At 42.0% G+C, this 25,549-nt stretch carries 31 protein-coding genes; 16 read left to right on the forward strand and 15 right to left on the reverse strand.

Going from position 1 to position 25,549, the window contains the following annotated elements; all coding sequences use genetic code 11:
* Nucleotides 1–269: 269 nt before the first annotated feature.
* The gene (locus tag BMZ06_RS16030; protein WP_089753504.1) at nt 270–1,304 is read right to left on the reverse strand and encodes a zinc-binding dehydrogenase; all 1,035 of its coding nucleotides are present in this window, start codon (nt 1,302–1,304) and stop codon (nt 270–272) included.
* A gap of 252 nt (nt 1,305–1,556) precedes the next feature.
* On the opposite strand from BMZ06_RS16030, the gene BMZ06_RS16035 reads away from it, so the two are divergent.
* Together BMZ06_RS16035 and BMZ06_RS16040 are read left to right on the forward strand one after the other, a co-directional pair.
* Entirely contained in the window at nt 1,557–1,982 is a 426-nt protein-coding gene (locus BMZ06_RS16035; RefSeq protein WP_089753505.1) for a YwpF-like family protein, read from the forward strand.
* A gap of 134 nt (nt 1,983–2,116) precedes the next feature.
* Nucleotides 2,117–3,475 (forward strand): TrkH family potassium uptake protein, encoded by a 1,359-nt coding sequence (locus BMZ06_RS16040; RefSeq protein ID WP_089753507.1) that lies wholly within the window; start codon nt 2,117–2,119, stop codon nt 3,473–3,475.
* Between the two features lie 93 nt (nt 3,476–3,568).
* On the opposite strand, the gene BMZ06_RS16045 is transcribed toward BMZ06_RS16040, so the two are convergent.
* Both BMZ06_RS16045 and BMZ06_RS16050 read right to left on the reverse strand, forming a co-directional pair.
* Nucleotides 3,569–3,700: a YjcZ family sporulation protein gene (locus BMZ06_RS16045; protein ID WP_087946066.1), complete on the reverse strand. Its 132-nt coding sequence runs from the start codon at nt 3,698–3,700 to the stop codon at nt 3,569–3,571.
* Between the two features lie 77 nt (nt 3,701–3,777).
* The gene (locus BMZ06_RS16050) at nt 3,778–3,984 is read right to left on the reverse strand and encodes a hypothetical protein (protein ID WP_245756031.1); all 207 of its coding nucleotides are present in this window, start codon (nt 3,982–3,984) and stop codon (nt 3,778–3,780) included.
* A 280-nt stretch (nt 3,985–4,264) separates the two neighbouring features.
* On the opposite strand from BMZ06_RS16050, the gene BMZ06_RS16055 reads away from it, so the two are divergent.
* Genes BMZ06_RS16055 through BMZ06_RS16065 form a run of 3 tightly spaced genes read left to right on the forward strand, consistent with a single transcriptional unit; the run spans nt 4,265 to nt 8,066 of the window.
* Nucleotides 4,265–5,749, forward strand: coding sequence for a phytoene desaturase family protein (locus BMZ06_RS16055; protein WP_089753512.1), 1,485 nt, complete (start codon nt 4,265–4,267; stop codon nt 5,747–5,749).
* A complete protein-coding gene (locus tag BMZ06_RS16060; protein WP_175477912.1) occupies nt 5,746–7,227 on the forward strand; it encodes a phytoene desaturase family protein in 1,482 nt (493 codons plus the stop codon). The genes BMZ06_RS16055 and BMZ06_RS16060 overlap by 4 nt, the downstream gene beginning before the upstream one ends.
* 2 nt (nt 7,228–7,229) lie before the next feature.
* Entirely contained in the window at nt 7,230–8,066 is an 837-nt protein-coding gene (locus tag BMZ06_RS16065) for a phytoene/squalene synthase family protein (RefSeq protein ID WP_089753514.1), read from the forward strand.
* Nucleotides 8,067–8,346: 280 nt separating this feature from the next.
* On the opposite strand, the gene BMZ06_RS16070 is transcribed toward BMZ06_RS16065, so the two are convergent.
* From BMZ06_RS16070 to BMZ06_RS16090, 5 genes are all read right to left on the reverse strand, one after another.
* Nucleotides 8,347–9,810: a phytoene desaturase family protein gene (locus BMZ06_RS16070; RefSeq protein ID WP_089753516.1), complete on the reverse strand. Its 1,464-nt coding sequence runs from the start codon at nt 9,808–9,810 to the stop codon at nt 8,347–8,349.
* Nucleotides 9,807–10,916, reverse strand: a complete 1,110-nt coding sequence (locus BMZ06_RS16075; protein ID WP_089753518.1) for a glycosyltransferase family 2 protein — start codon at nt 10,914–10,916, stop codon at nt 9,807–9,809. The genes BMZ06_RS16070 and BMZ06_RS16075 overlap by 4 nt, the downstream gene beginning before the upstream one ends.
* 18 nt (nt 10,917–10,934) lie before the next feature.
* Nucleotides 10,935–11,591 carry a lysophospholipid acyltransferase family protein gene (locus BMZ06_RS16080; protein WP_089753520.1) on the reverse strand — a complete coding sequence of 219 codons (657 nt, stop codon included), beginning with the start codon at nt 11,589–11,591 and terminating at the stop codon, nt 10,935–10,937.
* Nucleotides 11,578–12,345 (reverse strand): carotenoid biosynthesis protein, encoded by a 768-nt coding sequence (locus BMZ06_RS16085; protein WP_089753522.1) that lies wholly within the window; start codon nt 12,343–12,345, stop codon nt 11,578–11,580. The genes BMZ06_RS16080 and BMZ06_RS16085 overlap by 14 nt, the downstream gene beginning before the upstream one ends.
* A gap of 141 nt (nt 12,346–12,486) precedes the next feature.
* A complete protein-coding gene (locus BMZ06_RS16090; protein ID WP_089753524.1) occupies nt 12,487–12,987 on the reverse strand; it encodes a DoxX family protein in 501 nt (166 codons plus the stop codon).
* A 506-nt stretch (nt 12,988–13,493) separates the two neighbouring features.
* Here BMZ06_RS16090 and BMZ06_RS16095 point away from each other — a divergent pair.
* The 3 genes from BMZ06_RS16095 (at nt 13,494) to BMZ06_RS16105 (ending at nt 14,673) form a co-directional block, all read left to right on the forward strand.
* Nucleotides 13,494–13,718 (forward strand): DUF1659 domain-containing protein, encoded by a 225-nt coding sequence (locus BMZ06_RS16095; RefSeq protein WP_089753525.1) that lies wholly within the window; start codon nt 13,494–13,496, stop codon nt 13,716–13,718.
* A 28-nt stretch (nt 13,719–13,746) separates the two neighbouring features.
* Nucleotides 13,747–13,959 (forward strand): DUF2922 domain-containing protein, encoded by a 213-nt coding sequence (locus BMZ06_RS16100; RefSeq protein WP_175477913.1) that lies wholly within the window; start codon nt 13,747–13,749, stop codon nt 13,957–13,959.
* Nucleotides 13,960–14,529: 570 nt separating this feature from the next.
* Nucleotides 14,530–14,673 (forward strand): YvrJ family protein, encoded by a 144-nt coding sequence (locus BMZ06_RS16105; RefSeq protein WP_087946067.1) that lies wholly within the window; start codon nt 14,530–14,532, stop codon nt 14,671–14,673.
* Nucleotides 14,674–14,726: 53 nt separating this feature from the next.
* On the opposite strand, the gene lepB is transcribed toward BMZ06_RS16105, so the two are convergent.
* On the reverse strand, nt 14,727–15,248 hold the full coding sequence (lepB, locus tag BMZ06_RS16110; protein ID WP_089753571.1) for a signal peptidase I: 522 nt from the start codon (nt 15,246–15,248) through the stop codon (nt 14,727–14,729).
* A gap of 268 nt (nt 15,249–15,516) precedes the next feature.
* On the opposite strand from lepB, the gene BMZ06_RS16115 reads away from it, so the two are divergent.
* The gene (locus BMZ06_RS16115; protein ID WP_089753529.1) at nt 15,517–15,681 is read left to right on the forward strand and encodes an aspartyl-phosphate phosphatase Spo0E family protein; all 165 of its coding nucleotides are present in this window, start codon (nt 15,517–15,519) and stop codon (nt 15,679–15,681) included.
* A 28-nt stretch (nt 15,682–15,709) separates the two neighbouring features.
* Here BMZ06_RS16115 and BMZ06_RS16120 read toward each other — a convergent pair whose 3' ends face one another.
* Nucleotides 15,710–16,861 carry an aminotransferase A gene (locus BMZ06_RS16120; protein WP_089753531.1) on the reverse strand — a complete coding sequence of 384 codons (1,152 nt, stop codon included), beginning with the start codon at nt 16,859–16,861 and terminating at the stop codon, nt 15,710–15,712.
* 113 nt (nt 16,862–16,974) lie between these two features.
* Between BMZ06_RS16120 and BMZ06_RS16125 the strand changes: the two genes are divergently transcribed.
* The 6 genes from BMZ06_RS16125 (at nt 16,975) to BMZ06_RS16150 (ending at nt 20,991) form a co-directional block, all read left to right on the forward strand.
* Complete coding sequence (locus BMZ06_RS16125) at nt 16,975–17,118, forward strand: FbpB family small basic protein (RefSeq protein ID WP_089753533.1); 144 nt, start codon at nt 16,975–16,977, stop codon at nt 17,116–17,118.
* A gap of 558 nt (nt 17,119–17,676) precedes the next feature.
* Nucleotides 17,677–18,528, forward strand: coding sequence for a patatin-like phospholipase family protein (locus BMZ06_RS16130; protein WP_089753535.1), 852 nt, complete (start codon nt 17,677–17,679; stop codon nt 18,526–18,528).
* A 17-nt stretch (nt 18,529–18,545) separates the two neighbouring features.
* Nucleotides 18,546–19,244, forward strand: a complete 699-nt coding sequence (locus tag BMZ06_RS16135) for a DNA alkylation repair protein (RefSeq protein ID WP_089753537.1) — start codon at nt 18,546–18,548, stop codon at nt 19,242–19,244.
* A gap of 52 nt (nt 19,245–19,296) precedes the next feature.
* Complete coding sequence (locus BMZ06_RS16140; protein WP_245756033.1) at nt 19,297–19,707, forward strand: hypothetical protein; 411 nt, start codon at nt 19,297–19,299, stop codon at nt 19,705–19,707.
* A gap of 60 nt (nt 19,708–19,767) precedes the next feature.
* Nucleotides 19,768–19,977 (forward strand): ABA4-like family protein, encoded by a 210-nt coding sequence (locus tag BMZ06_RS16145; protein ID WP_425431779.1) that lies wholly within the window; start codon nt 19,768–19,770, stop codon nt 19,975–19,977.
* A 108-nt stretch (nt 19,978–20,085) separates the two neighbouring features.
* Entirely contained in the window at nt 20,086–20,991 is a 906-nt protein-coding gene (locus tag BMZ06_RS16150) for a chemotaxis protein (protein WP_089753540.1), read from the forward strand.
* Nucleotides 20,992–21,030: 39 nt separating this feature from the next.
* On the opposite strand, the gene BMZ06_RS16155 is transcribed toward BMZ06_RS16150, so the two are convergent.
* The 4 genes from BMZ06_RS16155 to BMZ06_RS16170 form a co-directional block, all read right to left on the reverse strand.
* Complete coding sequence (locus BMZ06_RS16155; RefSeq protein ID WP_139205846.1) at nt 21,031–21,243, reverse strand: hypothetical protein; 213 nt, start codon at nt 21,241–21,243, stop codon at nt 21,031–21,033.
* Between the two features lie 76 nt (nt 21,244–21,319).
* Nucleotides 21,320–21,796 carry a YkyB family protein gene (locus BMZ06_RS16160; RefSeq protein WP_089753542.1) on the reverse strand — a complete coding sequence of 159 codons (477 nt, stop codon included), beginning with the start codon at nt 21,794–21,796 and terminating at the stop codon, nt 21,320–21,322.
* 327 nt (nt 21,797–22,123) lie between these two features.
* Nucleotides 22,124–22,705: an SCO family protein gene (locus tag BMZ06_RS16165; RefSeq protein ID WP_089753544.1), complete on the reverse strand. Its 582-nt coding sequence runs from the start codon at nt 22,703–22,705 to the stop codon at nt 22,124–22,126.
* An 86-nt stretch (nt 22,706–22,791) separates the two neighbouring features.
* A complete protein-coding gene (locus tag BMZ06_RS16170) occupies nt 22,792–23,652 on the reverse strand; it encodes a metallophosphoesterase (protein ID WP_089753546.1) in 861 nt (286 codons plus the stop codon).
* Nucleotides 23,653–23,811: 159 nt separating this feature from the next.
* On the opposite strand from BMZ06_RS16170, the gene fadH reads away from it, so the two are divergent.
* Entirely contained in the window at nt 23,812–24,579 is a 768-nt protein-coding gene (fadH, locus tag BMZ06_RS16175; RefSeq protein WP_089753548.1) for a 2,4-dienoyl-CoA reductase, read from the forward strand.
* 152 nt (nt 24,580–24,731) lie between these two features.
* Here the strand turns inward: fadH and trhA are convergent, their stop codons facing one another.
* Nucleotides 24,732–25,367 (reverse strand): PAQR family membrane homeostasis protein TrhA, encoded by a 636-nt coding sequence (trhA, locus tag BMZ06_RS16180; RefSeq protein WP_089753550.1) that lies wholly within the window; start codon nt 25,365–25,367, stop codon nt 24,732–24,734.
* Nucleotides 25,368–25,549: the final 182 nt, after the last annotated feature.

Genomic DNA, 25,549 nt, shown 5'->3' on the forward strand with positions numbered 1-25,549 from the left:
TAAAGTAGCCAGACTCCACGAAAAGATTGCGAACGCTCGCAAGGATTATCTGCATAAAATTTCTACCGAAGACTCCCGCGGGAGAAGGAGCTAGGCGAGACCCCACAAGGAGTGGTAACGACTGAGGAGGCTTGCCAGTTCCCCCGCAGGAAAGCGAGTTGTTTCCGGAGCCGCCCTCATCTATTGTTTGCAATGGACCCTAATTATCTCCTTATAGTATCGGGGGCTGTTCTGGAAGATTAAATATTTATGGTTTAATAGCACCTTTCCTATGGAATCAGAACAATCTTTCCGGTTTTGCCGGCTTGCTTAAAGTAAGTCTGTGCTTCTCTTGCTTTTTCCAAAGGAAATGTCCGGTCAATCACGGGTTTAATTTTACCTTCTGAAATGGCTTGAAGCATCAGCTTGAACTCAGCTCGTGTTCCCAGTACCGATCCATAGAGAGTAATATGTTTCAAGTAGAGTGTTCGAAAGTCCAATTCTGTCTTCTGCCCACCGGCAGATCCAGACGTACAGAATTTACCGCCTTTTTTCAATACCTCCAGAGAAGTAGAAAACAAAGCGTCTCCCACGACATCCACTACAGAATCGATCGGTCCCCCGTTTGCCTCCAGGATTTCTTCGGCTAGTCGCTCGGACCGATAAGACAACACGTGGTCTGCACCAAGTTCTTTCAATCTTTCTTCCAGGGCTAAGTCGCCTACAATGGCGATAACTTTAGCACCAAATACTTGAGAAGCAATTTGTACGTTTAATGAACCGACGCCTCCATTGGCTCCTGTTACCATAATAGTTTCCCCGGCCTGTACGTGAAGTTGTTCGATCATATGCCACGCTGTCATGCCACTCACAGAGAACACGGCGCTTTCTGTGTAATCAGAAAGGGGCATATCAAAGCAAAGCTCAGCAGGCCACACGACGTATTCCGCATATCCTCCATCGTACTCTGAGCCAATGAAAGACATATCTTCCGCTATATGTTCCTTACCTTCGTCTCCGCTTGAAGTAAAAGGGAAGACCACGACATCCCTGCCGATCATATCCTGTTCTACTTCGCTTCCTGCCTTTTCAATGGTACCTGTTATATCTGAGCCGGGTATTCGGGGGAACTGGACACCTTCCGGACGCCAGCCGGATTTGCCTCCAGTTCCGTAGGCGCCTTCTCTCATCCAGATTTCGGTATTATTAATCGCACAGGCTTTTACTTTAATTAAAACCTCGTTACTTTTGGGCTCCGGAACGTCTTTTTCCACCACTTGTAATTGATCGACATCCCCATATCCAATAACTTGAACTGCTTTCATCACACCATTACCTCCCTGTTTGTATTCTAAGCTTGTCTCTATTAGCTTACACGGAATTGAGCCATTCATCCAATCTGCGAGTTAGGTTAAATGGCTAACCCGCCTCACTATTGCACCTGCACGCTGTAGAGACGTATTTAATTAAACCATAGGCTGCTGCCAATCTTTATCTGGTAAAATCATTCAGCCTTTGCTCAAATCGGAACCGTCCTCTATAATAAAGGTAATATGTGTTTGCGGAGGGGAGTTTCCATGAAAACCTTTAAATTAATTTCTTTGGATATCATAGAAGAGAAAGACGAAGATATTACTCAAAGACGGATTAAACTGCTGGATGGACTCATTATTAACCGTGAAGACGATCATGGACGGTGGATCATAGAAGCGTATGTGGATCAAAGCTATCAGGATTTTTTCCAGACCATGTGCAACAACAATGAGGAAATTATGGTGCAGGTAAAAATTACAAAACCTAGTAACCAACCAGCTACGTTTCTAGTAACACCAATTGACACAAATGTAATCGGGGATCACATCAATGTTATTTTTATGGGGTCCATCGTGAATCGCCAACAGGAGCAAATTGAGAAGACTCTTCGCCAGCTTATGGACGAAGGATACCAGAATGAAGAACTGCTGGCGGCTTTCAAGAAAAAAGCGGAGGAAGCCTCTTCGTAATCCGCTCTAGTTCTCCTTACATAAGAACGCGGGCGAAAAAAATAAATCGGGTAAAGAAAATCTTACATTACCCTGCTATAATAGGAATGGTGTTCAATCATTAGTCGGAAACAGCATGTTAAAGGAGATATCGTATGTGGGTGAGAAGAAAGAGCCTGCGCTGGCTGAATGAATTATCGCCATTTCAATTAATTGCCATATACTATCTAATTGCGGTTACCATTTCATCTATACTAATTGCCTTACCTGTAGCCCATAAACCGGGTGTAAAACTGGATTTCATAGACGTATTATTCACAGCCGTCAGCGCCGTAAGTGTAACAGGACTGACTACTGTTCCAACAGCGGAGACGTTTAGTACGCCCGGGGTATTTATTTTAGCATTAGTATTACAGTTTGGCGGAATTGGAGTTATGACACTCGGCACGTTGATCTGGCTTGTGCTCGGAAAGAAGATAGGCTTGAAAGAGCGGCGGCTCATAATGACAGACCAAAACCGGACTTCCTTCCAGGGAATGGTCCAGATGGTCAAGGAAATCGTGCTCGTAGTACTCCTCATTGAATTAATCGGTTTTCTAACCCTGGGGACTTATTTCCTGCAGTATTATGACCCTGGAGAAGCCTACTTACAGGGCTTTTTTGGCACGATTAGTGCTATGACAAACGGCGGGTTTGATATTACTGGCCAATCGCTTATTCCTTTTAAGGATGACTATTTTGTTCAATTTATTAATATGATTTTAATTATTGCAGGAGCGATCGGTTTTCCGGTGCTTATTGAAGTCAAGCAGTATTTGTTTAATAATAATGATGTAAAAACGATTCGTTTTTCATTATTTGCAAAATTAACCACGTTCACTTTTTTTATGCTTGTTTTGCTAGGGACTGGGATGATTATCCTGCTGGAGTTTAATTATTTCTTTGCCGGCAAAGACTGGCATGAAGTATTTTTTTATGCCTTGTTTCAGTCGGTCACGACAAGAAGCGGTGGGCTTGCAACCATGGATATAAACCAGTTTACTGAACAGACGCAGCTGTTTATGTCCTCGTTAATGTTTATCGGTGCGTCTCCAAGCAGTGTAGGCGGTGGGATACGTACAACTACATTTGCGCTTGTTATTATATTCATTTTAACCTTTGCGAGAGGCGGTAACCGGATACGTTTGTTTAGAAGAGAGGTTCATAATGAAGATTTAAACAGAGCCGTGGTAGTTATGATGATGGCCTTGCTGCTTTGTTTTATTGCTTTAATGGCTTTATCCATCAGTGAGCCGTTTAATTTAAATGAACTTCTGTTCGAAGTGTGTTCTGCGTTTGGTACAGTGGGTCTTTCGTTAGGTATTACACCGGGAATGACCACATTTGGAAAAGTGGTATTAATGCTTCTCATGTTCCTTGGGAGAATCGGTATATTGACGTTCTTGTTCTCTTTCCAGAAAGACAGAACAAAAGGAAATTACCATTATCCAAAAGAGAGGTTAATCATTGGTTAAATCAAAAAAAGCACAGCCATCAGGCTGTGCTTTTTTTGATTGAATTGAACCATCTTCCCGATATCTGTATCTTAGGAAGATCATTCATTTACATTAGCAGTAAAATGCTGCACCAACGATTACCAATAGAATGAACAATACGACGATCAAGGCAAAGTTGTTACCATAACCAGCTCCACCATATCTTCCGCAACGTCTTCCGCCGTAAGGATAGCCTCCGTACATAAGCTCACCTCCTGTTGTTTACATACTCAGCGTATGCAGGAGGCGGCATATGTGTATGGTTATTCACCCAGAGAGGATTAATTCATAAATGTGGAAGGAGCTAATTTAATAATTTTGCTCTTTTGTTGAAGGAATTCTTTTTGGGAATCGTTCAAAGCTTGTTCACTGCATTCAATCTCTTCACACCAGTGGTTTAACTGCTCATTGATTAACCTTTTCTGATCAGGAGAAGAAGTCACGTGAGAAGGGAAATAAGGTCCTGAAATTCTTTGGTTAGCGTACATCACCATCAGCCTCCTTGCTGGCTTATTATTTGCGAATCTTAAGAAATTATGAAGGAGTCTTAGAATTAGCGGCGAAAAGAATCATTTACATACAATCGCCAGTGGATGTGCTGCCTATGGTTTTTTCTTCAATAATAAGGGAATGCGCAAGGAATAGAATTTTCAGTAAGACGAAAGAAGTACTTTGAGCACATCGAATAAAGGTTATTATTCGTTTGCTACATAGATATTTTGTATAATGATTCTAGATTAGTCGTTATATAGAGAGAAGGTGGGCGCGTTGAAGAAAGTAGCAGTGATAGGAGCAGGGCCTGGGGGATTAGCTTCGGCTATGATCCTCGCTTCAAAAGGTTACGATGTTCATGTTTTTGAGAAACAACCATTCGTCGGAGGAAGAAATGGGCATTTTTCTTTAGGTGACTATACATTCGATATAGGTCCGACCTTTTTGAGTATGCCTCATATCGTCGAGGAATTATTTGAAATGTCGGGCAGAAATGCTCATGACTATATGGATTTAATCGAACTTGCACCGATGTACGAGCTGCAATTCGATGGGAAGCGGGTGCCGATGTACCGTGATCGCATGAAAATGCTGAACGTGATCTCCAAGCATTTCCCAGGCAATGAAAAAGGCTACGTCCGTTTTATGAACGATACGAGAAAGAAAATGGACGCCTTGCTTCCTTTGCTTCAGACGCGCCATAACAAGCTGACCGATTATGTAAGTCTTCGTGCTTTGAAAGCACTTCCTAAGCTATCGCTCGGAAAGTCGGTTTATCAAGTATTATCCGATTACTTTACAGATGAAAAATTAAAAATCGCTTTTACATTCCAGGCAAAGTATTTAGGCATGTCTCCCTGGGAATGTCCGGGAGCTTTTTCGATTCTCTCTTATATGGAACATGAGTACGGAGTCTTTCATCCAAAAGGCGGAGTCAACCAGCTTTCAAAGTCTATGGCAAAAGTCACCGAGGAACATGGAGGACAGATCCACCTCGGGAACGGCGTACGCAAATTCAAAACAGAGGGTAAAAAAGTCGTCGGTATTGAACTAGAATCCGGGGAAGAATTTGAAGCGGATGAGGTCATCGTAAATGCTGATTTCGCTAATGCCATGAGTCATATGGTGGAGGGGAATGAGCTGAAAAAATACTCTGAGAAAAATCTGGCTAAGAAAAAATATTCCTGCTCGACGTTTATGATCTATGTTGGATTGGATAAGCTTTATGATCAGATGCCCCACCACACGATTCTTTTCGCAGAAGACTACAAGAAAAATGTTGATGAAATGACGAAAGAACTTGTTCTATCCGAAGAACCGTCGATTTATATCCATAACGCAAGTGTGACAGACGATACATTAGCACCAGAGGGACATTCGGCTGTGTACATCTTAGCCCCTGTCCCGAACAATTACTCTGAAATCGACTGGGATGAAAAGCAGGAAACGTTTAAAAACCTTATCCTTGATGAGCTTGAAAGTAAAACTGGATTTAGTGATATTCGAGATCATATTGTTACAGAAAAAGTATTAACACCTAAACAGTGGCAGACTGATCATTTTGTTCACAAAGGCGCTACGTTCAGCCTTGGACATCAGCTTTCTCAAATGATGTACTTCCGGCCCCACAACCGCTTTCAAGAATTGGATCACTGCTGGCTTGTGGGCGGTGGCACGCACCCGGGAAGCGGGCTGCCAACCATCCTTGAATCAGCCAGAATTACGACAGGGTGGATCAGAGAGGAGGAGGAAACCTCATGAAGCAAATCCAAACGGCTATTGTAGGGGGCGGAATTGGCGGCTTAGTAACAGCTCTGCTTCTTTCCAAAGAAAAGGAAAGAAAAATAACCATTTTTGAGAAAAATGATTATCTTGGCGGACGATTGACCTATGAGAAAAATGGTCCTTACAAAATCGATCAGGGACCAACCATTGTGCTACTGCCGGAGATGCTTCTCAGTATATTGGAAGAAGGCGGTCTTGAGCGAAAAGATATCCCGCTTATTCCATGTGACCCGCTTTATGATATACGGTTTAAAGACGGAAGCACCTTTACTAAATATTCGGACCCTGAACAGCAGAAGCAGGAATTGAAAGCCAAATTTCCAGGAAATGAGAAACAATTTGACCGGTTTCTGGAGGATATGAAAATTCGTTTTCTTCGAGGGAAATCTCAGTTTTTGGAGCAATCCTTCGTGAACAAACGCCGTTTTTTCTCTGGGCAGAATATTAGAACTTTGATTCAGCTGAAAGCTTATCAAAATGTCAGGAAGATGATGAGAAGCTATTTTTCAGACGAACAGCTGGTTGAAGCTTATACATTGCAGACTCTTTATATTGGTGGACACCCGGAGCAGTCTCCGGCGCTGTATTCACTTGTTTCGTACAGCGAACATGAACACGGGATCTGGTATATGAAGGGCGGATATGCCCACCTGGTTGATTTGATTGTTGAGCGTCTCAAAGAACGAGGGGTAGAGATTCACACCAGTGCCGAAGTAAAACAGATTCACACATCGAACTCCAAGGTGCAGTCTATTACAGCTGGGGAGGGAGAGCTCCAAGTAGATGAACTTATTCTGAATGGGGATTTCCCTACAATGGATCAATTGCTACCTGAAGAAAGGCAGCATAAACGTAATTATACCCCTTCATCCGGCTGTCTGCTTCTATACATGGGACTGGATAAGATCTATCCGAATCACACCATCCATCAATTTTTCATGTCTTCTAACTTCGACGAGCACATGAAGCAGGTATTTGAAACCAAAGAGCTGCCTGATGATCCTTCTTTTTACACGTTTCATCCATCGATCGTTGATGATTCATTAGCGCCTGCTGGTAAAGGGGTTCTTTATACCTTAATACCTGTGCCCGCGGGAGACGAAGTAGACTGGAGTAAAAAGGACCAATTAATTGATCAGGTGCTTCAGCAGATGGAGGAAAGAGGTTTTCCTGAATTAAGGAAACATGTGAACTGGATGAAGGTGAGGACACCGGAAGAAGCCAAAAGAGACGGTCTTTATGGAGGTGGAAGCTTCGGTATTGCCCCAACACTTTTTCAGTCTGGCGTATTCCGCCCTCAGCTAAAGCCGTATTCTCTTTCGAATCTATATGCGGTTGGTGCATCGATCCACCCAGGAGGAGGCATTCCCATTGTCATGCAGGGAGCTAAGCTGCTAGCGGATCATTTGCAAAATGGTTCTGAAGAAAGGCATAATTATAAGCGAGGTGTTTAGAGATGATGGACTTGAATCATGCTTATGACCATTGCAAAAACATAATAGAGAAACATTCAAAGACCTTCTCAAAAGCTTTCTCCATGCTCCCTAAACATCAGAAGAGAGCTGTATGGGCCATTTATGCCTTTTGTCGAAGGGCCGATGACATTGTGGATGAAGGGGATAATCCAAAAGAAGAGCTGGAAGCATTTGCTGTAGAGTTTGATCTTTTTATGGAAGGCAGGCTCGAAACGGAAGACCCATGCTGGATTGCTCTTCAGGATGCTTTTGAACGTTTTCCCCTTGATCCGGAGCCTTTTTATGAGATGATAGTCGGTCAGCGCATGGACTTATATCCGAAAACGATTGATACGAAAGACGATCTCCTTCATTATTGCTATCATGTCGCAAGTACGGTCGGGCTTATGCTTCTGCCAGTTCTTGCCCCCGGTAAAGTCTCCAGAGTTAAAACAGGTGCCATTGAACTTGGATATGCTATGCAGATCACCAATATCCTGAGGGATATCGGAGAAGATCTGGATAATAATCGAATTTACATCCCTGAACAGATGATGATCGACTATGGTTATACACGTTCAGATCTCCATAACAAGAAGGTAAATGAAGCATTTATACAGCTCTGGGAAGACTTAGCCCAGGATGCTGAGCACTACTATCGTAATGCATTAGCTACTCTGCCAGAGTACCCCCTTTATTCAAGAACTCCTGTAGGAGGAGCTGCGAAAATGTATCGGGCTATCATTCAAACAGTGAGAAATAACGATTATCAGGTTTTTGGGAAGCGAAACTACGTATCTGATCAAATGAAAAAGCAGATTATTGCGGAAATGCAATAATCTGCTTTTTTTCTGGCTCTATTAAATCCTGTTGATAATTCCATTAAGCTCCCGTTTGCGCAAGACTCAGTTTCGAGATATCTTGTGAGAGAGTTAGGTCCTGCGGGGAACGACTCGCTTTCCGGCCCTGCACGACGCAGGGTCGTTCGACGTTGCCACACGAGGTGGCGGTTTTAGTCGAACCTCCTCTGTGCTGAGTCTCCTCAAGCTAACGCTTTTCGGGGTCTCACCGATCATGTATATCCCACAGGAGTCTCCCCGTTCCCCTCCAGACCTTTTCCTATTCTGTATGAACAATTTTCCCAAGGATCTGGTTGGCTACGTTTTGACCACTGAGAACGACCATTGGAGAGCCGCCTCCCGGGTGTGTACTGCCCCCGCAGAAGTACAGATTGCTGAAATCCTGAGACTGATTGAAGGGTCTCATAAACGCCTGGAGACGGCGGTTGGAGGAAGGACCGTAAAGGGAACCACGATATGCACCGAAGCGGCTTTCGATTTCCTCAGGACCGATCACTTTTTCGAAAGATACGTGATTTTTAATCGGGAGTCCAGAGTACGCTAACTCCTCGTAAATCTTCTCTTTATACTTTTTGCGATCTATTTCAGTTGAAGTGCCTAGCGCTGGGGCATTAACCAGGATGAAACAATTATCTCCTTCTGATGAAATTGTCGAGTCCGACTTAGCAGATGTTCCAATATAGATGGTAGGCTCTTCTGCATAGTGACCATTTTTTAAACTTGAAAATTCCTCTTCGTAATTTCTGGAAAAAAGAACATGGTGATGGTGTAAATCCGGCACAGAGGTGTCCAGTCCAGCCATAATAACGAAAGCGGATATAGAAGGATCGAAGGAACGGAGTTTTTTATTAGATAATGAGTTTCGCTTTTCATTATCAATTAATTCCGGAACGGATTGTAATAGGTCTCCATTTACGATCACATAGTCCGCTTCGTATGTATGGCCTCCAGCCACCACTCCAGTGACCTGTTTGTTATGGGTTAAGATTTTTTCTGCTCGTGTGTTCTTATATAACTGAGCTCCCTGGTTTTCTGCAGCTTTCGCCATGTTTTCTGCGATCTTCGTATTTCCGCCAGGGACGTAGTAAACTCCGTCATTTAATTCCAGGTGAGCAATCATGGCAAATGTAGCCGGTGTAACGTAGGGATTCGAGCCTACATAGGTAGAATAACGGTTAAGAGATTGAATGATGCTAGGATGAGAAAAATATCTTCTGAAAAAATGATCCATCGACTCAAGCGGCCTAACCTGGGCAAACCCTTTCGCCAGGGAAGGAGAGAGATAATCTTTCCATCCGGAAAATGTGCGGTGAAGAAAATATTGTTTCGATAAATGGAACAGCCGTTCAATTTCCAGTAAAAAGGCGTCATAGTTTTCAAATCCTTTTTTGTCCAGATGGTAGAGCTGCTGCTTCATGTACTGCCGGTCTGACGACAAATCAAAGGTTGTGCCATCCTTAAATTGGTTTCTTGTATGATGGGTAAGCTTTGTGAAGGAGAGTTCTTTTTCTAAACCGCCCTGCCGAAGGACATCTTGAAATACATCTGGCATGGTGATGGTGTTTGGACCAAAATCGAAATGATAGCCTGCTTCATTGACAGGCATCATCTTTCCGCCAAAATGGTCATTCTTTTCGAAAAGTTTAACTTCGACTCCCGCTTTGGCCAGGGTAACAGCCGCAGAAAGTCCTCCTAATCCGCCGCCTACTATAGCAACTTTCATTCGTAAGACCTTCCTTTCCACTGATAGGATTTTCCCCTGATATGTACCGTCATGGAGGAAATCATAATTAATATAAGTAAAACAATCGACACGGGGATGAAAAAGGACAGCCATAATGGATGACCTGTGCGAGCATCGACATACATTTTAAAGGATACGGTTAATAAGTAGGGCAGCACATAAAGCCAGTTACTTTCTAAAACAGCCATGACGATAAATCCAAATGGTACAAGAAATAAGATGGTATAAAGCAGTGATAAGATAACGACCAGCGGCGCTGAGCGTCCTAACCCGGTATAGATGTTTTTCTGGAACCCGGCCCACGTTTCTTTAGGATGATGGTACATATAGGAAAGGACGGAAGGTGTAATGTTGGCAAGTACCATTTTATAGCCGTTCTTTTTCATTTCCCTGCTGATGTGTACGTCCTCTACGAGGGATCCTTTGACGGACTCATGTCCGCCGATCGCTTCATAGGCGTCTCGTTCCACCATAATGAAAATCCCACACGCCGCTGTAAACATTGGTTTTTTTGTGAAGTTAGCTACTGCAAGAGGCAAGTGAAGCTGCACGACCATGTGTTGAAGCGGTACCAGCATATGACTTAGGAAATGGTCGTTTGGATAATGAGGGAAGCCACTGAGCATGTAAGCCCCGTGCTTTTCCATCGTGGCAAGAGTTTTTTCGATGATCGCCGGTGCCACGCGCGCATCGGCATCCAGGAATAAATAGTAGTCCCCGCTTGCTAACTCCGAGAGCTGATAACACGCGTGAACTTTTCCATTCCAGCCATCAGGCAGTTCTTTTCCTTGACGCACCTTAAAACGCGGATCATTTCTCGTTTCATGTAAGAGCTTCTCGTATGTTTTATCTTCTGAATGGTCATCCAGTAAGATTACCTCAAGCGAAGGATAGCTCAATCTATGGAGCGAATCCATTAGCCCCTCCACGTTTTCTTCTTCATTTCGCAAAGGAATAAGAAGAGAGACACGAGGATTACTTTTTAACTTATCTGCTGGAGATAAAGGTAGTAAGAAAAAGCTGTTTATGATCGTCCACAGATTGAGAAAAACCGTGATGATCAGGATAATGGTAAAAAAAGTCACGCTATCCCTTCCTTTCTGCTACAGGGTTCTAAACGAATGATGGTCTTCCTTAATAATCGTTTCACGCAGCTGATCCAGCTGTTCGGTGGAACAATTTTCAAAATAACGTGTCATTTCTTTTCTATTTAAAGAAAAATACTCTTCTCTAGCAAGTGGATCTCCAATTTTAATATAGATGTTTGGTTTTTTAGTATGCTCAAACGAATAGTAGATGGAAATCGGTACTACAGGCACGGTAGGACACTTTTTAGCTATGTAGGCGATACCTGTAAAAAACTCAAGCGGGCGTTTCTCCAAATGCTGCTCCTCTCCTTGAGGGAAAATCCATACCGTGCTGCCTTGATCAAGAAGTGCTTTACTATAATTCAACGATTGAAGCAGATGTCTGCGATCATTGGTGTTAATGGAAAAAGCACCAATCCGCCGGAAAAAGGGAAAGCGCCTGATGCCGTCTTCATGCATCATTCCATAACCATCGGACTGAATGATCTCTCGATTCAAATGATAAATCACCAAGGGGTCCCACCACGTAGAATGATTAATTAAAAATAGGGCAGGACCGTCAGGCAGAGTAGAATAGGATACATTAATGTACTTAAACTGTGACTTCAACAGAAAGCGATTAAACTTGGAAAATCCCCATTCAATGAATGAATTCTTTTTAGCTTTCAGCATAGCCTTTCTTCCTCCAAAAATAAATAATATACCATAATGCGGCAAGAGACCCTACTAATATGGCGGCGCCAAATAGTCCTCCGCTAATGGCCATGATACAGAACATTCCAATAATCAAGCCAAACGTAAGGGCCATACGAGACGGCCAAAGCGAGGAGTGAGAGACCTTTACCGGGTTCCATAGTAGAAATACGGCGTGAAATATTGCGGCAAGGACAAACCACCCCATGAAGTTGGAAAAGGGGATATCGTAATAAACTCCAGGCTCTTGCCAAATCCAATATTCTTTGACTTTGTACGAAACTGGATCAAGGATCAGATCCATCGTAACAGCGAGAAGCCCGCCTATAATAACGAAAGAAATATGGCGGAAGAAGCCGCTCCATTTCTCCGTAATCCCCCGCGCCAATTCATGAGAACATCCAATTATCAGCATCCAGGCGAATCCAATGGTTACAGGCGTATCGAAGACCTTTAATCCAAAATTTTGGTTATAATCATAGGAACCGAAAAGAAAATTGTAAGCGACACCCAGATGTTCTACATAGATACTGAAAATAATAATGAATAAACTGTAGAGCACGCCTCCAGCTGCTCCGTACATACGAATAAAATAAATAATGGCAATCACGCCTGCGGTAATTAAGAATACACTGTTGGCCCATTCCAGCCAAGGTGGCAGCCAGTCGAATGTAAGTAAAATAACGCCGCATATGTACCAGAAAATGAAAAAGCGATAAATAATAGTGTCCATCGTTTCACCCAGCTCTCAAATTTAAAAGAAATTATGTAACGGAAAGTATTTTCTACCTCATCATACCTCAAAGGATGGGGGGTTAAACAGAAAGAAGTCCTATGGAATATGCCATAGGACTTCAACAACGTTCTATAATGATTAATGGGCCAGCGTTTTCCTTTTTGGCCAGGCTATTTTACGAGGAAGATGAGGAAGAACCCAGCGATCCAGTCCGTATTTACCGGCGTTTGCTCCCGCTACTAATAGGAATACGGTCAGTAATACCATCTGTGGATTTGTGCTGGTTGTACCACTGAACAAAAATGCGAAATTCATCAAGATACCTCCAAGAGCGGCGATATTCGTGAATAAACCAAGTATGAGTGCAATTCCAGCAAACACTTCACCCCACATCACCAGGAAAGCGAATAATTCATGGTTCGGGAGGGCGATCTGTTCCAAGAATATTGCCCACCACCCCTGAACCGCAGGATGAGCACCTTCAGCTTTGCCTATGGCCCCCGTTAAGAAGCCATTCACTTCAAATCCTCCTGTCACTTTTCCTAATCCAGATGTGAGCCACGTATAACCTAAGTACACACGAATGACGGTCAAAATAAGGGCTGCTTTCTCATTGTTTCTAATCCATTGATTAATCATCAAACTCACTCCTTTAGTTTGTTCAGCTTTTCACATGATTGGCTGATCTCTTGCTTACACCTATAGTATATAAGGGTAATCGTTAAGGTGCTATACTTTGTGCAGTAATTCACAAAGTGGTCTAGAAGTTATGACAGTCCTATGAATTTTAGTAGTTTACTTTTCATTAGGGAAGTGAATCTTTTATAATGAATGGATAGGATCATTTCGACTAAAAATAGACTCAGCACATTCGTTTGTTTTTTGCTAAAATGGGTGTAGAGGAAAGGAGTGAGGATATGGCTGAAGTAGTTATGTTCATTGTTTGTGTAATTGTGTCACTAGGTCTCATTGGAATGTGTATTTTCGATCGAGGGTAATCTGTACTTAACTTTGGAATGACATATCATATAAGAGAAAGAAGAAGGTTCGCAGGAGAAGCTCATTAAGCTGATCTTGCGGATCTTTTTTTTTGACACCTATTTGAGCTTTCCTTCGATTATAGAAGTGAAGGGAGGTGAAAGATAATGGCAGTAAGCACTGAAATTGTACGCTCACAGCTTCAACTCGTTCTTGAAAATGGACAGGATGAGAAAGGGAACACAATCTTCCGTACGAAGTCTTTTAACAATATTAAAATGACAGCTACTGAAGATCAGTTGTACCGTGTAGCAACGGCAATGGCGCCTCTTCAACAGCATCTATTGTATTCGGTTGAACGCAATGACAATTCCATTTTGATTGATTTGTAAAAAATAGAATAGAAGAGGAGAAATGAACTTGAAAAAGCTGGAGCTGAAATTCTTAAACGAAGAAAACCGAACCGTAACCCTTACCCTGGACGAGCCTGTTGAGCCGGCAGATCCGGTCCTGATTAATTCCGTTATGGACACGATCCTACTGGAGAACTGTTTTACGACAAGCGGCGGGGATTTAGTCGCTAAAAAAGAAGCGCGAATTGTGGAACGCAATGTATTTGATGTAGAAATTTAATAATTAAACACAGCCGCTATTTTTGATAAATAGCGGCTGTCTTTCTAAGAATAGGAAACCATTAGAGACAGTGTTGAACTTCCACTAAAGCTCCAGTTTGTGGAAGACTTGATTTCGAGATAAATGGGTCCGTTACTAAAATGGGGATGAGGGTTGGTGGGGAAATAATTATGAAAACGGACCCTTCTAGAAGAGAAAGATTCTCCTCCTTAATCTGGATTAAATGCTTTAATACAGGCTATTGCGGATCGATACATCCTGAAATAGGTACAAAACCACATGGTCTAATTCCTCACCACACAGGTGCTGTTTGAAAGTGGTTTCGAGCTTATGATTTGGCAAGGCCCGGAGGACCTTCCTCATACCCAATATCTCGAAACTGAGTCTTACAGTATGCGGCTCTTTAGCTTAATAAGCGCTTTAGGAATTTTCAACGTTTAACTGGGTCAAAACAAAAAGTATAAATCTAGAGTGATGGGGGCATTACGGTCTGAAGGAAATGTATTTCTAATTAGGTATAGTCACACGAACTGCTCTTATAAACGTGTTATTGGAGGGGAGGTGAATGGGGTGGAAACTTGGCTGCCTTTCATTACAGATGTCGGTTTCCCGATTGCGGTAACTTTTTATTTGCTGCACCGCGTTGAGGGAAAACTTGATCTATTAATTGAAACGCTTCACCAACTGCCTGAAAAAATTTATTCGGTCAAATAAAAAAGACGAGTCTGAAAGTGATCATACACTTCTCAGACTCGTCTTTTAACTGATTAATTAGTTAGACCCCACTCATTAAATGGATAGATCACGAGTTCTGTTCGCCCGATAATTTCACTTTCTTCAACGAAGCCAAGTCCATTACGGCTGTCTTTGCTGATAGAACGGTTATCTCCCATCACGAAATAGTGGTCTTCCGGAACCTCTACTTTACCAAAGTCTCTGGTGGCGTGAATAGCTGTTTGATTAAGGTAGGGCTGATTTTGTTCTTTCCCATTTATAAACAAAGTATGATCGCGTATTTCAATCGTATCTCCTGGCTGACCTACAATGCGCTTAACATAACTCTTTACCGGCCTTTCAATAATGACGATGTCTCCCCGTTCGGGTTCATCAATATAATAAATAATTTTGTTGAACATGACGCGTTCGCCGTTTTCAAGTGTCGGGTCCATACTGGCTCCTTCTACAATAGAAGTGGCAAAGAAAAAAGTACGTAAAATGAATGCTAACGCAATGGCTACAACGATGGCTTTAATCCATTCGAGCCATTCGTTCTTAGATTGCTCTGACACTTTATATCTTCCTTTCTCCATGAACATGGGATTAGATAATGTTCACTTCCCCTATATTTTATCACATCCCACTTAAAAGAAAAGACGAGAAAGCAGTGATTTAACAGATAATTTACATGTGTAAAATTATTGTCGAATGAATAGAAGTTTTGGCAACTACATTTACAAATTCAAAAAAACTTGAGATAATTTTTTTGTCAAGGGGAACACACATTCTTTCCCTTTGTATTGTTGTAACTTTCCCTTAAGGCCAAGGAGGTAGCCTGTCGTGATTACATCAAAGGAAGATCCTGTTTCCATTAAAATAGAAGCACTTCGCAAACGAATGACTGAAGTTGCGTTAGAAAAAGGTTTTTCCAGTGAAGAGTCGGTTAAAATCAGTCAGGAGTTAGACGCTGTCCTCAATCAAATTCAAAATAAAACTAATAAGTAAAAGCCTGCAGCTCAAGCTGCAGGCTTTTTTAATCTGTCAGAAAAGCTTCTAGTCTGTCCAGTCCTTTTTTGAGGGTTTCCTGACTATAAGCATAAGATAGTCGCATGTACCCTTCGCCGTAAGTAGAAAATGCATCACCAGGAACTAAAGCGAGACGGCACTCTTCTAAAAGCTGGACGGCTTTTTCAAAACTCGTCATCCCTTCCAGAGGAAATTTAGGGAAGATATAAAAGGCGCCGTCAGGAACAACGTAGTCAAGTCCCATTCCTGATAACCGCCTCATTACATAATCTCTTCGTTCTTTATACTCTTCCTTCATAGAGGAGGGGTCCTCTTTTCCAATAGTCAATGCTTCAAGCGCTGCATACTGGCTGATCGAAGTCGGGCAGGAAACATTGTACTGATGTACTTTTAATATATGCTTGGCAAGCCAGGCCGGAGCAAGTAAAAAGCCAATCCTCCACCCGGTCATGGCATGGGACTTGGAAATACCGTTAATTACAATGATGTGATCCCGAACATCCGAAAACTGGGCGATGGATGTATGATTCCCTGTATAAACCAGTTCGCTATAAATTTCATCGGCCAATCCGAACAGTTTATATTTCTTCAATACATCTGCAATTCCGCGCAACTCACTTTCCGTCAACGAAACTCCCGTAGGATTAGATGGATAGGGAAGGATAACGGCTTTCGTTTTTGATGTTATGGATTGTTCAAGGTGCTTAGCTGTCAGTTTAAAATCCTGTTCTCTTGTATCTACGTACACGGGGGTGGCTCCCGCAAGTTTAATTAAAGGTTCATATCCAGGATAAACAGGACCTGGTAGAATAACTTCGTCTCCTGGGGTAAGGATGGTTCGAAGTGTGGCATCAATTGCCTGGGAAGCTCCGACCGTCACGATTATTTCTTCATCAGCTTGATAGGATAAATCATATTTTTCGGATACATATTGTTCGATAGCCCTTCTTAGCTCAAGAATTCCAGCATTCGGAGTATAAGTCGTCCTGTTATTCTGGATCGCATCGACGGCGGCCTGTTTAATATGATCAGGTGTATAAAAATCAGGCTGGCCAATTGTAAGGGATACGACATCATCATATTGGTTCACCATATTAAAGAAGCGGCGAATTCCTGATATTTGAATATCGTTTAGGCGGGGATTGATATGTTGTTCCATGGCTGAGCACCTCTTTACATATATTTAACAAAATGTTCAAACAATTTAGATAGTTATTTTGTAGAATTTTGTTATAATTTGATTGTAGTATAATAGAAAGGAGTTTGATTGTTATGAGAATGAGCAGAATCTCTTTTGAAGAATTAGTCGCTCAAAATAAACAACAGCTTTTAGAAGACCAGAAAGCCATTGATAAAATTGAAGAACTAATAGATGAAAAGCACGCAAAGAAACTTGAATCCTCTTATGTTAATTGATGATACCATATGAGAAAAGCAGCCGCATAGCAGTGGGCTGCTTTTTTAGTTTTTGGCTCTTTTAAAGTTTATAGTAGATTTTCACAAGAGAGGCTTATTACACAATAGGGCCGGATTGTGGAAGATTCGATTTCGAGATATTGGCTGGAGAAAGGGGCTCCAGGGAACGGCGATCATGGAGAGCTCGAAATTCTCTGAATAAACACCTTCCAATGAACAAGGATTATCTATAATCCACCCTGAGTTTTAAAGGTTGTTTACGTGTAGGAACCCTGTTATAGAAGCATTTGAGGCAGATGAAGTATGGCTCCTGTCTCCTATAGCAGGGTTCGTTCACTAGATATCGTAGCCGCCCTCATCTATTGTTTGCAATGGACCCGAATTCTCTCAAAACTGAGTCTTACAGTACCGGGGCTTAACTTTAAAATCAACACGGAAGTTTAACAGAACTAGTCTTTAGTAAACTTAAGAAGACATAAAGCGCCAGGAAGACAGAATGATTTAAAATTGTCATACCACTGGTATAATGAGGGGTACAAGCACAAAGGAGGTCCATCGATGAAAGATACGGGTTTAGTTTTAGAAGGCGGAGGCATGAGGGGAGCTTATACGGCAGGTGTTCTGGATTTATTTCATGACGAAGGAATCCAATTCCCATTTGTGGTAGGTGCTTCAGCAGGTGCCTGCAATGGAAGCTCCTATGTAGCGGGACAAAGAGGCAGAAATTATGAAGTCATGGTTGAATACGGGGATCATCCCGAGTACATATCCTATAAACGAATGGTTACGAAACGTCAGTTATTTGGAATGGATTTTATTTTTGATAAACTTCCGAATGATCTGGTTCCGTTTGATTATGAATCCTTTCAATCAAAGAAGGCTGATTTTGTAGTAGGAACTACTAATCTTGAAACCGGGGAACCCCTCTTTTATGATCACTTCCCCACAAGAGAAAGTTTGTTGAAAGTAATGCGTGCTTCGAGTTCACTTCCCTTAATCGCACCGAGCATTATGTATGATGGGAAACAATTGATGGACGGGGGTATTTCAGATCCGATTCCCGTCGGCCCTTCGATTAAGCATGGGAACGCTAAACATGTATTCGTGTTAACTAGAAATGACGGTTACTTAAAAGGAAAGATGAAATTGGGCTGGTATTTTAACCGGAAATATAAACAATTCCCGATGTTCGCTAAATCTCTAATTAACCGCCATGAACGTTATAATGAAAAATTGAAAGAGGTGAAGCGGATGGAAGAATCGGGGGAAGCTTTTGTACTCCGTCCAATGAAGCCGCTTCAAGTAAGCCGCATTGAAAGGAACCGGGATCGTCTTCACCAGCTGTACACTCAAGGATACGAGGAAGCGCAAAGTCAGGCCGATCAATTGGCATCCTTTTTACAAACCTGAGAGAAGGGAAGATTTGAGTGAAGAGAAGCGAACAAATCAAGTCCGCCATTATTCATACCTTTCAGGAGCATCATAATGAAGAGAACAGGCCGGCTATGGAAGCTTACATGAAACATCAGTTCCTGTTTTATGGCATTAAAAGCCCTGAGCGCACAGCGATTCTGCGTCCAATTTATAAAGAATATAGTTCGATTTCGGAAACGGAACGGATGGACGCGGCCATCCTGCTTTTTCAGCAGCCAGAAAGGGAATGTCACTATGCAGCTCTTGAATTATTGGAAAAAGGTGTGAAGAATGCAGTTCCATCTTCCATCGCGGTTTATAAAGAGCTGATGATGACCGCCTCATGGTGGGATACCGTGGATATGATTGCGTCCAAGTTATGTGGGGGATATTTTAAGCGTTACCCCGAACGGTTAAGGCCTATTACTGAGAATTGGAGCCATTCCAGTAATCTTTGGGTACGGCGCTCCAGCATGCTTCATCAATTAAAGTATAAAGAGGCCACAAATAAAGAGTTATTATTTGAGACGGCCTGCCAACTAAAGGATGAGAAAGAGTTTTTTATCGAAAAAGCTATAGGCTGGGCGCTTCGTGAGTACAGTAAAACAGATACGGATGCCGTAGTCCAGTTATTGGAGTCGGTATCTTTCCGGCCTTTGACCAAAAGAGAAGGATTAAAGTGGGCAAAGAATAAAGGGCTGTTATCTTCTTAAGTTTATTCTCCATGGGATATGTTCATAATGGTTGTATAATGAACACGGGGAGATGCTTTGTGTGGAAAAGTGGATTGATTATTCTGTGCTGGATCATGTGATTGCAATGTTAAATGATGATGTGATTCGTATGATCGGCTTAAAACCGGAGTATGTACAGTTTTTTCTTGTTTTTGTCTTGATTATGTCCCTGATGTGGGTCGCTCGTCCCATCATCGAATGGATGATGATGAAAAATTGGAATACCTTTGCAAGCTATTTTACAAGCAGCTTAATTACGATTGCTTTTTTACAGCTCGTGGACAGGTATGCGATGAGTCAGGAGCAGTCGACACTTCCAGATTATTATTGGTCTATTTGTCTGCTTGCGATCAGCAGCTATGGAGTTATATACGTACTATTTAAGATGTTCAAAAAAACATGGACTCACCTGAGAGAGCGAGCGAAAAAACAGGCCGCATAGTTTTCTGAAACCTCCTGACTTTACAATTCGTAAAGTTTATAGAAGGGGGGATACACCATGATGATGGAATTTAACCTGACGCTGCTATTCATCTTTCTTTTATTTGGTTTGCTTTTATTGGTTTTAAATATCGTAACGAGTATTTGGTCCTACCGTGACTCACGAAGAAAAGGGAAGAGCCCGGAGTTTGCCATACTTGTCTTGCTCGGTACCTTGTTTTTCCCTGTCATAGGTCTCATCGTCTATTTAATCATCAGAAATGATATGTAGAACACCCTTGCTGATAGGGTGTTTTTTTATGGCTTTATCCTGTTGAATAAGGGTTTCTTTAAGACGATATATAGAGAGAATGAACTAAGAGAGGAAGGACGATAACCTATGGAAAATCAGCAAGGCGTACTCCTGGAAAGTGGGACCAATGAGCTGGAAATCGTGGAATTCGGCATTGGATCCAATCGATTCGGTATCAACGTAATTAAAGTAAAAGAGATACTTAACCCCCAGCCTATTACCCATATTCCTCACTCCCACCCTTCCGTGGAGGGAATTATAGAAATAAGAGGAGATGTCGTGCCAGTGGTTGATACCGCACACGCCCTTGGCCTTGACCCTTCAGCACATCCAGCTCAGAATAAATTCATTCTAGCGGAGTTTAATCAAATGAAAATTGTTTTTCATGTGCATACGGTCACACAAATTCATCGAATTTCCTGGGAGCAGATGGAGAAACCGGATAAAATGTATCAAGGACTGGAAACGAAAATTACAGGCATTGTAAAAATGGAGGGCGGCATGCTGCTGCTTTTGGATTTTGAAAAAGTGGCTGCTGATATTAGCCCTGAGTCCAGTATCACTAAGGAACAGTTACGGAACCTTGGTGAAAGGGAGAGATCTGAAAAAAAGATTATGGTCGTTGAAGATTCCAGCCTTCTTCGAGCGTTGTTACAGGAGACACTTGAAGAAGCGGGATACCATCAAACTGTCGTATTTGAAGATGGAAAAGAAGCACTGGATCATCTTAAGCAGCTGGTGGGTGAAGGGAAATCGGTAGAAGAAGAATACCAGTTGGTCATCACGGATATTGAAATGCCGCAGATAGATGGGCATCATCTGACGAAAATCATTAAAGAAAGTGAAGAGTTGACGGCTCTTCCGGTTATCATTTTTTCTTCTTTAATTACAAATGATCTTCGCCACAAAGGGGAAAAAGTCGGAGCGGATGCACAGGTATCTAAACCTGAAATTCTTGAACTGGTTAAATGGATCGATCACTATATCTTATAACGGAAAAAAAGCCGCTGAATCCCAGCGGCTTTTTCTGCATTATTTTTCAATATTCAACCGTTTGTAGAGTTCATCGTGCCAGGCATAGGCCTGCTTGGATAATGTTTCAGGTCCTGTTTTTGTAGGGGACGCTTCCACAATGATTTTTTGCTGATGCTCAGACAGGTGTTCAAAAGCAGCACGCATTTCTGTTGTGTATTCCATGTATTTTTTTAGATGGTATTGGAAATCTTCCAACATGTCAGTACTCATTTGTATCATCCTCCTCTACAACCTCTATTTCCTTATTATTCAAGCGGTAAAACATGGTTCAGAACATCCCGGAAAATTAATTATGCCTACGGCGTCTTTGATTCCACGGGGATACATCGCGCTGGCCAAGAAAACTGGCAGCAGGACGGGACTGAGAGGCGTAGGCAGGCTGCTTCTTCACAGGCTGTTCCCAGTTCAAATAGCGATAAAGAATTCGTTTGGCTTTGGACAGAGACAATTTTGGTTTCGGATTTCTGTAAGACTGGTCGACTTTCCCCAGGTGTTCTAACTGATCGAAATCCTGTTTATTCGCTGGAATATGAAAGTAGTACCCGGCAATTTCAATGAGGAGGGTTGAATGCTGCTGGCTGAGTTTAGGGTGATCTGAGAAATGGAGACCAATTTTTTTAGCGCGGCTTTCCTGCAGAAGTTTATCAATTGTATATTTTTTTATATCATATAAGTGCTTAGGTTCGGGGGCCGTTTTTGCGTGACGGTTAACAATAAACAGGGATTCTGCTAATTCTCTGTTTGAGAGAGCATAATTCTTCATAACATTTCTCCTTTCTATCCAATTGTGTAAATCTATCATATGTGTTTTTTGTTATAATTGCAAAAAATTTACATTTATTTTATGAAAAATGTGAATCAACATGCTTCGTATAATAAGAATGTCCTTACACAATAGGGCTGGTTACTGTAAGACTCAGTGTCGAGATATTGGTTTGTAGTTAAGGTCCTGCGGGGTGTTGGAACAAGACGAGTTATTTCCCCACCAGCCCTCTTCCACTTAGAGTAACGGACCTAATTTACCTCGAAACTGAGTCTTCAAGTAATGGGAGCTTATCTTTGATGATCTGGGTAACGTTTCATTAGACTTCTATTGGTTTTGTTTTAATGTTTGCAAGTCTTCAATAATCTGATCCAAACTTCCAGCTTCTGTACCGTTATAGCTTTTAATTACTTCTCCTTCTGGAGTGACCAGGTAAAAACTGGTTCCGTGAGCAACCTGATTGGAGTTTTCCAGCTGTTTAACTGGAGATTGAAAAGACTTGATGGAAAATTCCTTTACCTCTTGGAAAGAATAACCCGTCAGAAAATTCCATTGGCTGAAATCAGGCTGATAGGGTTCAGCAAACGACTTCATTTTCTCCGGAGTGTCGGTCTTAGGGTCTACACTCATAGAAACGAGCGGGACTTCCATCCCTTCCTGGTCAAGCTCTTGCTGCAAACGGGACATATTTCCGGTCATTGGCGGACATACTGTCTCACAACTTGTAAAAATAAAATCAGCAATCCAGTATTCACCGCTGTAATCTTCCGGCAGAGTGACTTTTTCACCGTCCTGATTTATAGCTTCAAGGGAATTCACGTCCCTGGACATATTTGTTTCGATTGGGGACCCGCATGCTGTCAGAAGTAAAACTGCTAAACCGAGTACCCATATTGTTGTGCGTTTCATGTAAATCCCCCAATTACTTTTCTCTCCTATAAGTGTACCACTGCTTTCCGACAGGCAGTCATCGAGTGCTCACTGTCACAAAAAAGTTAGATTTCTGGTGATTTTAAGCGGTAGATCGATAATTCCGGACGACAGAGAAAGCGGTAGGGCATACGTGTAGTTCCTAAACCTCTACTTACAAATAAATCCATTCCCTCTGAAAGTCGATAATGACCCTCTACGTATTTTTCAGCTAAAGGAGGGGTGATTAAATAGCCATAGATAGGGAGCTGTACTTGCCCGCCGTGACTGTGACCGGATAACTGGACGTCTACCCCGTACCGTTGGACTTGGTCGGCAATATCAGGTTCATGGGCGAGAAGAAGCGTGAAGCTGTTTTCGTTGCGGTCTGATAGTGTTTCTTCTATATCTGGGCGGCCGAGCATTACGTCGTCCAATCCAGCAAGGGTAAAGGAATCGCTGCCTTTTTGAATCGCTGTGCTTTCATTTTGCAGAAGGGTGAATCCACCGCGCGACATTACTTCATAAATCTTCTCTGTACCGTATCCACCGTGGTCATGGTTACCATAAATCCAGTACTTTCCGAGTGGAGCTTCCAATCGGTTTAATAAGGATGGCAGTCGATCTGTAAATGAGTAGGTCTGCGGTTCATCTACTAAATCACCGGTGAATAAAATTAAATCCGGGTTTTTTTTATTTATGGTTTCAATCAGCTGCTCAAATTTATTTAAATCATAATGAAATCCGATATGCGTATCGGAGAATTGAAGGATATCTACGTTATGAAAGCTTTTTGGAATTTTTGAATGATGTATGCTGAACTTTTTTACGGTTAATAAATCAGGTTCTACGTATTTGGCATAATAGTAGCTCAGTCCACTTAAACCTAGGAAACCAAGAAAACTGCGCACCATATTCTTAATGAACTTGCGCCTGGTTAATTTCATAGAAAGTCCTCTCTCCTGAATTCTCTGGTCATTATACCACGAAAATCTTTATTCAAACTTAGGAAGATTCTCCTCCTTTTTAATATTTTTTGAAAAATGAACAGGAATTCATTTTTTTATGTGGAATGTAAATATAAAGAGAGATAGGAGGATGATGAAATGAACAATCAGGTGGTAATTATTACAGGGGGCTCGAGTGGTATGGGGCTCTATATGGCTAAAAGGTTTCTTGATGAAGGTGCTAAAGTCGCGATCACAGGACGATCGCAGGAGCGTTTAGAAGAAGCAAAAAAGCAAATCGCTGGAGAAAATGGAGACAACCTTCTGCTTATTCCTATGGATGTGCGGGAAGTGGAAGACACAAAGAGAATGGTTAATGAAACCGTGGACGCATTTGGTAGAATTGACCATTTAGTTAATAACGCAGCAGGCAATTTTATCGTGCCCGCAGAAAAGCTATCCCCAAACGGATGGAATTCGGTCATCAATATTGTATTAAATGGAACGTTCTACTGCAGTCAGGCCGTCGGTAACTATTGGATAGAAAACCAAATTAAAGGCTCTATATTAAACATGGTCGCTACATATGCATGGGGTGCAGGAGCTGGTGTTATCCATTCTGCATCAGCAAAAGCTGGAGTGCTTGCTATGACGAGAACGCTTGCTGTGGAGTGGGGAAGTAAGTATGGAATTAGAGCTAATGCCATTGCTCCGGGACCGATTGAACGGACAGGGGGAGCGGAGCGATTGTTTCAATCCGAAGAAGCGACAGAACGAACGTTGAAGTCTGTCCCTCTCGGACGTGTTGGACAGCCAGAAGAAATTGCTGGACTCGCTCGTTTTATACTCTCTGATGAAGCCGCTTACATGAACGGGGAAGTCGTCACTTTAGACGGAGGTCAATGGCTAAATAAATTTCCATTTTAAAACACTTCATTGAATTTTAAAGATAAGGTCCCTTTTTTGGAAGAATCAGTTTCAAGATGTGCTGGGGAAATCCGTTAGTAAGGCGTTTTTCACTTGTATATAAAAAAACTATTAAAGAAACCGCTGCACGCTGCAGCGGTTTCTTTGTGCCATTAGATTACATAGAAGAAAATAGTGAAGAAATGGAAAATGGAGCCACCAATCACAAATAAATGCCAAACCATATGGTGGTACGTGAAACTTCTCCATACATAAAAGATGGAACCAATGGAATACATGACGCCTCCGAGGATCAGGTAAGTTATTCCTGCTGCCGGCACTTCGGTGGTTAACGGTCCCCATGCAATAATAAGAAGCCATCCCATAAGTACATAAAATAATGTAGAGAGAACTACAAAGCGTTTTACAAAAAAGACTTTGAAAATGACACCTAAAATAGCCATTCCCCATATAATTCCAAACAGTGTCCATCCTAAGGAACCGCGCAATGGAACAAGTAGGATCGGGGTATAGGTCCCTGCAATAAACAAATAAATAGCTGAATGATCAAAAATCTCGAATAAGTCTTTCATTTTCCCAGCTGGAAAACTATGCACAAGTGTAGAAGAAACGAACAGTAGAAGCATGGTAACCCCGTATATAGAAACGGACACAACATGCCAGATGTTTCCTTCTAAACTTGCAAATACGACCAGCATCACCAGCATTCCTACACTTAATACAGCACCAATCCCGTGCGTAATGGCGTTCGCTATTTCTTCGCGTCTTGAAAACGTGTGCGTCATCATTAGTTTTTCAGCCCCAATAAATTCATGTTGCTTTTTATTATACGCCTTAGTGAATATTTAATAAACAACAAGGTTTATATAATGAGAAGTAAGGGGTATAAAAAATAGACTGAAAACCCTTCAGTAAAAGGTTTGTCGGAATTTGCAGGTCGAGATTTATCCAGATGTATGTTACTATATTT

The sequence above is a fragment of the Halobacillus alkaliphilus genome (assembly GCF_900113125.1).
Lineage (GTDB): Bacteria > Bacillota > Bacilli > Bacillales > Halobacillaceae > Halobacillus > Halobacillus alkaliphilus.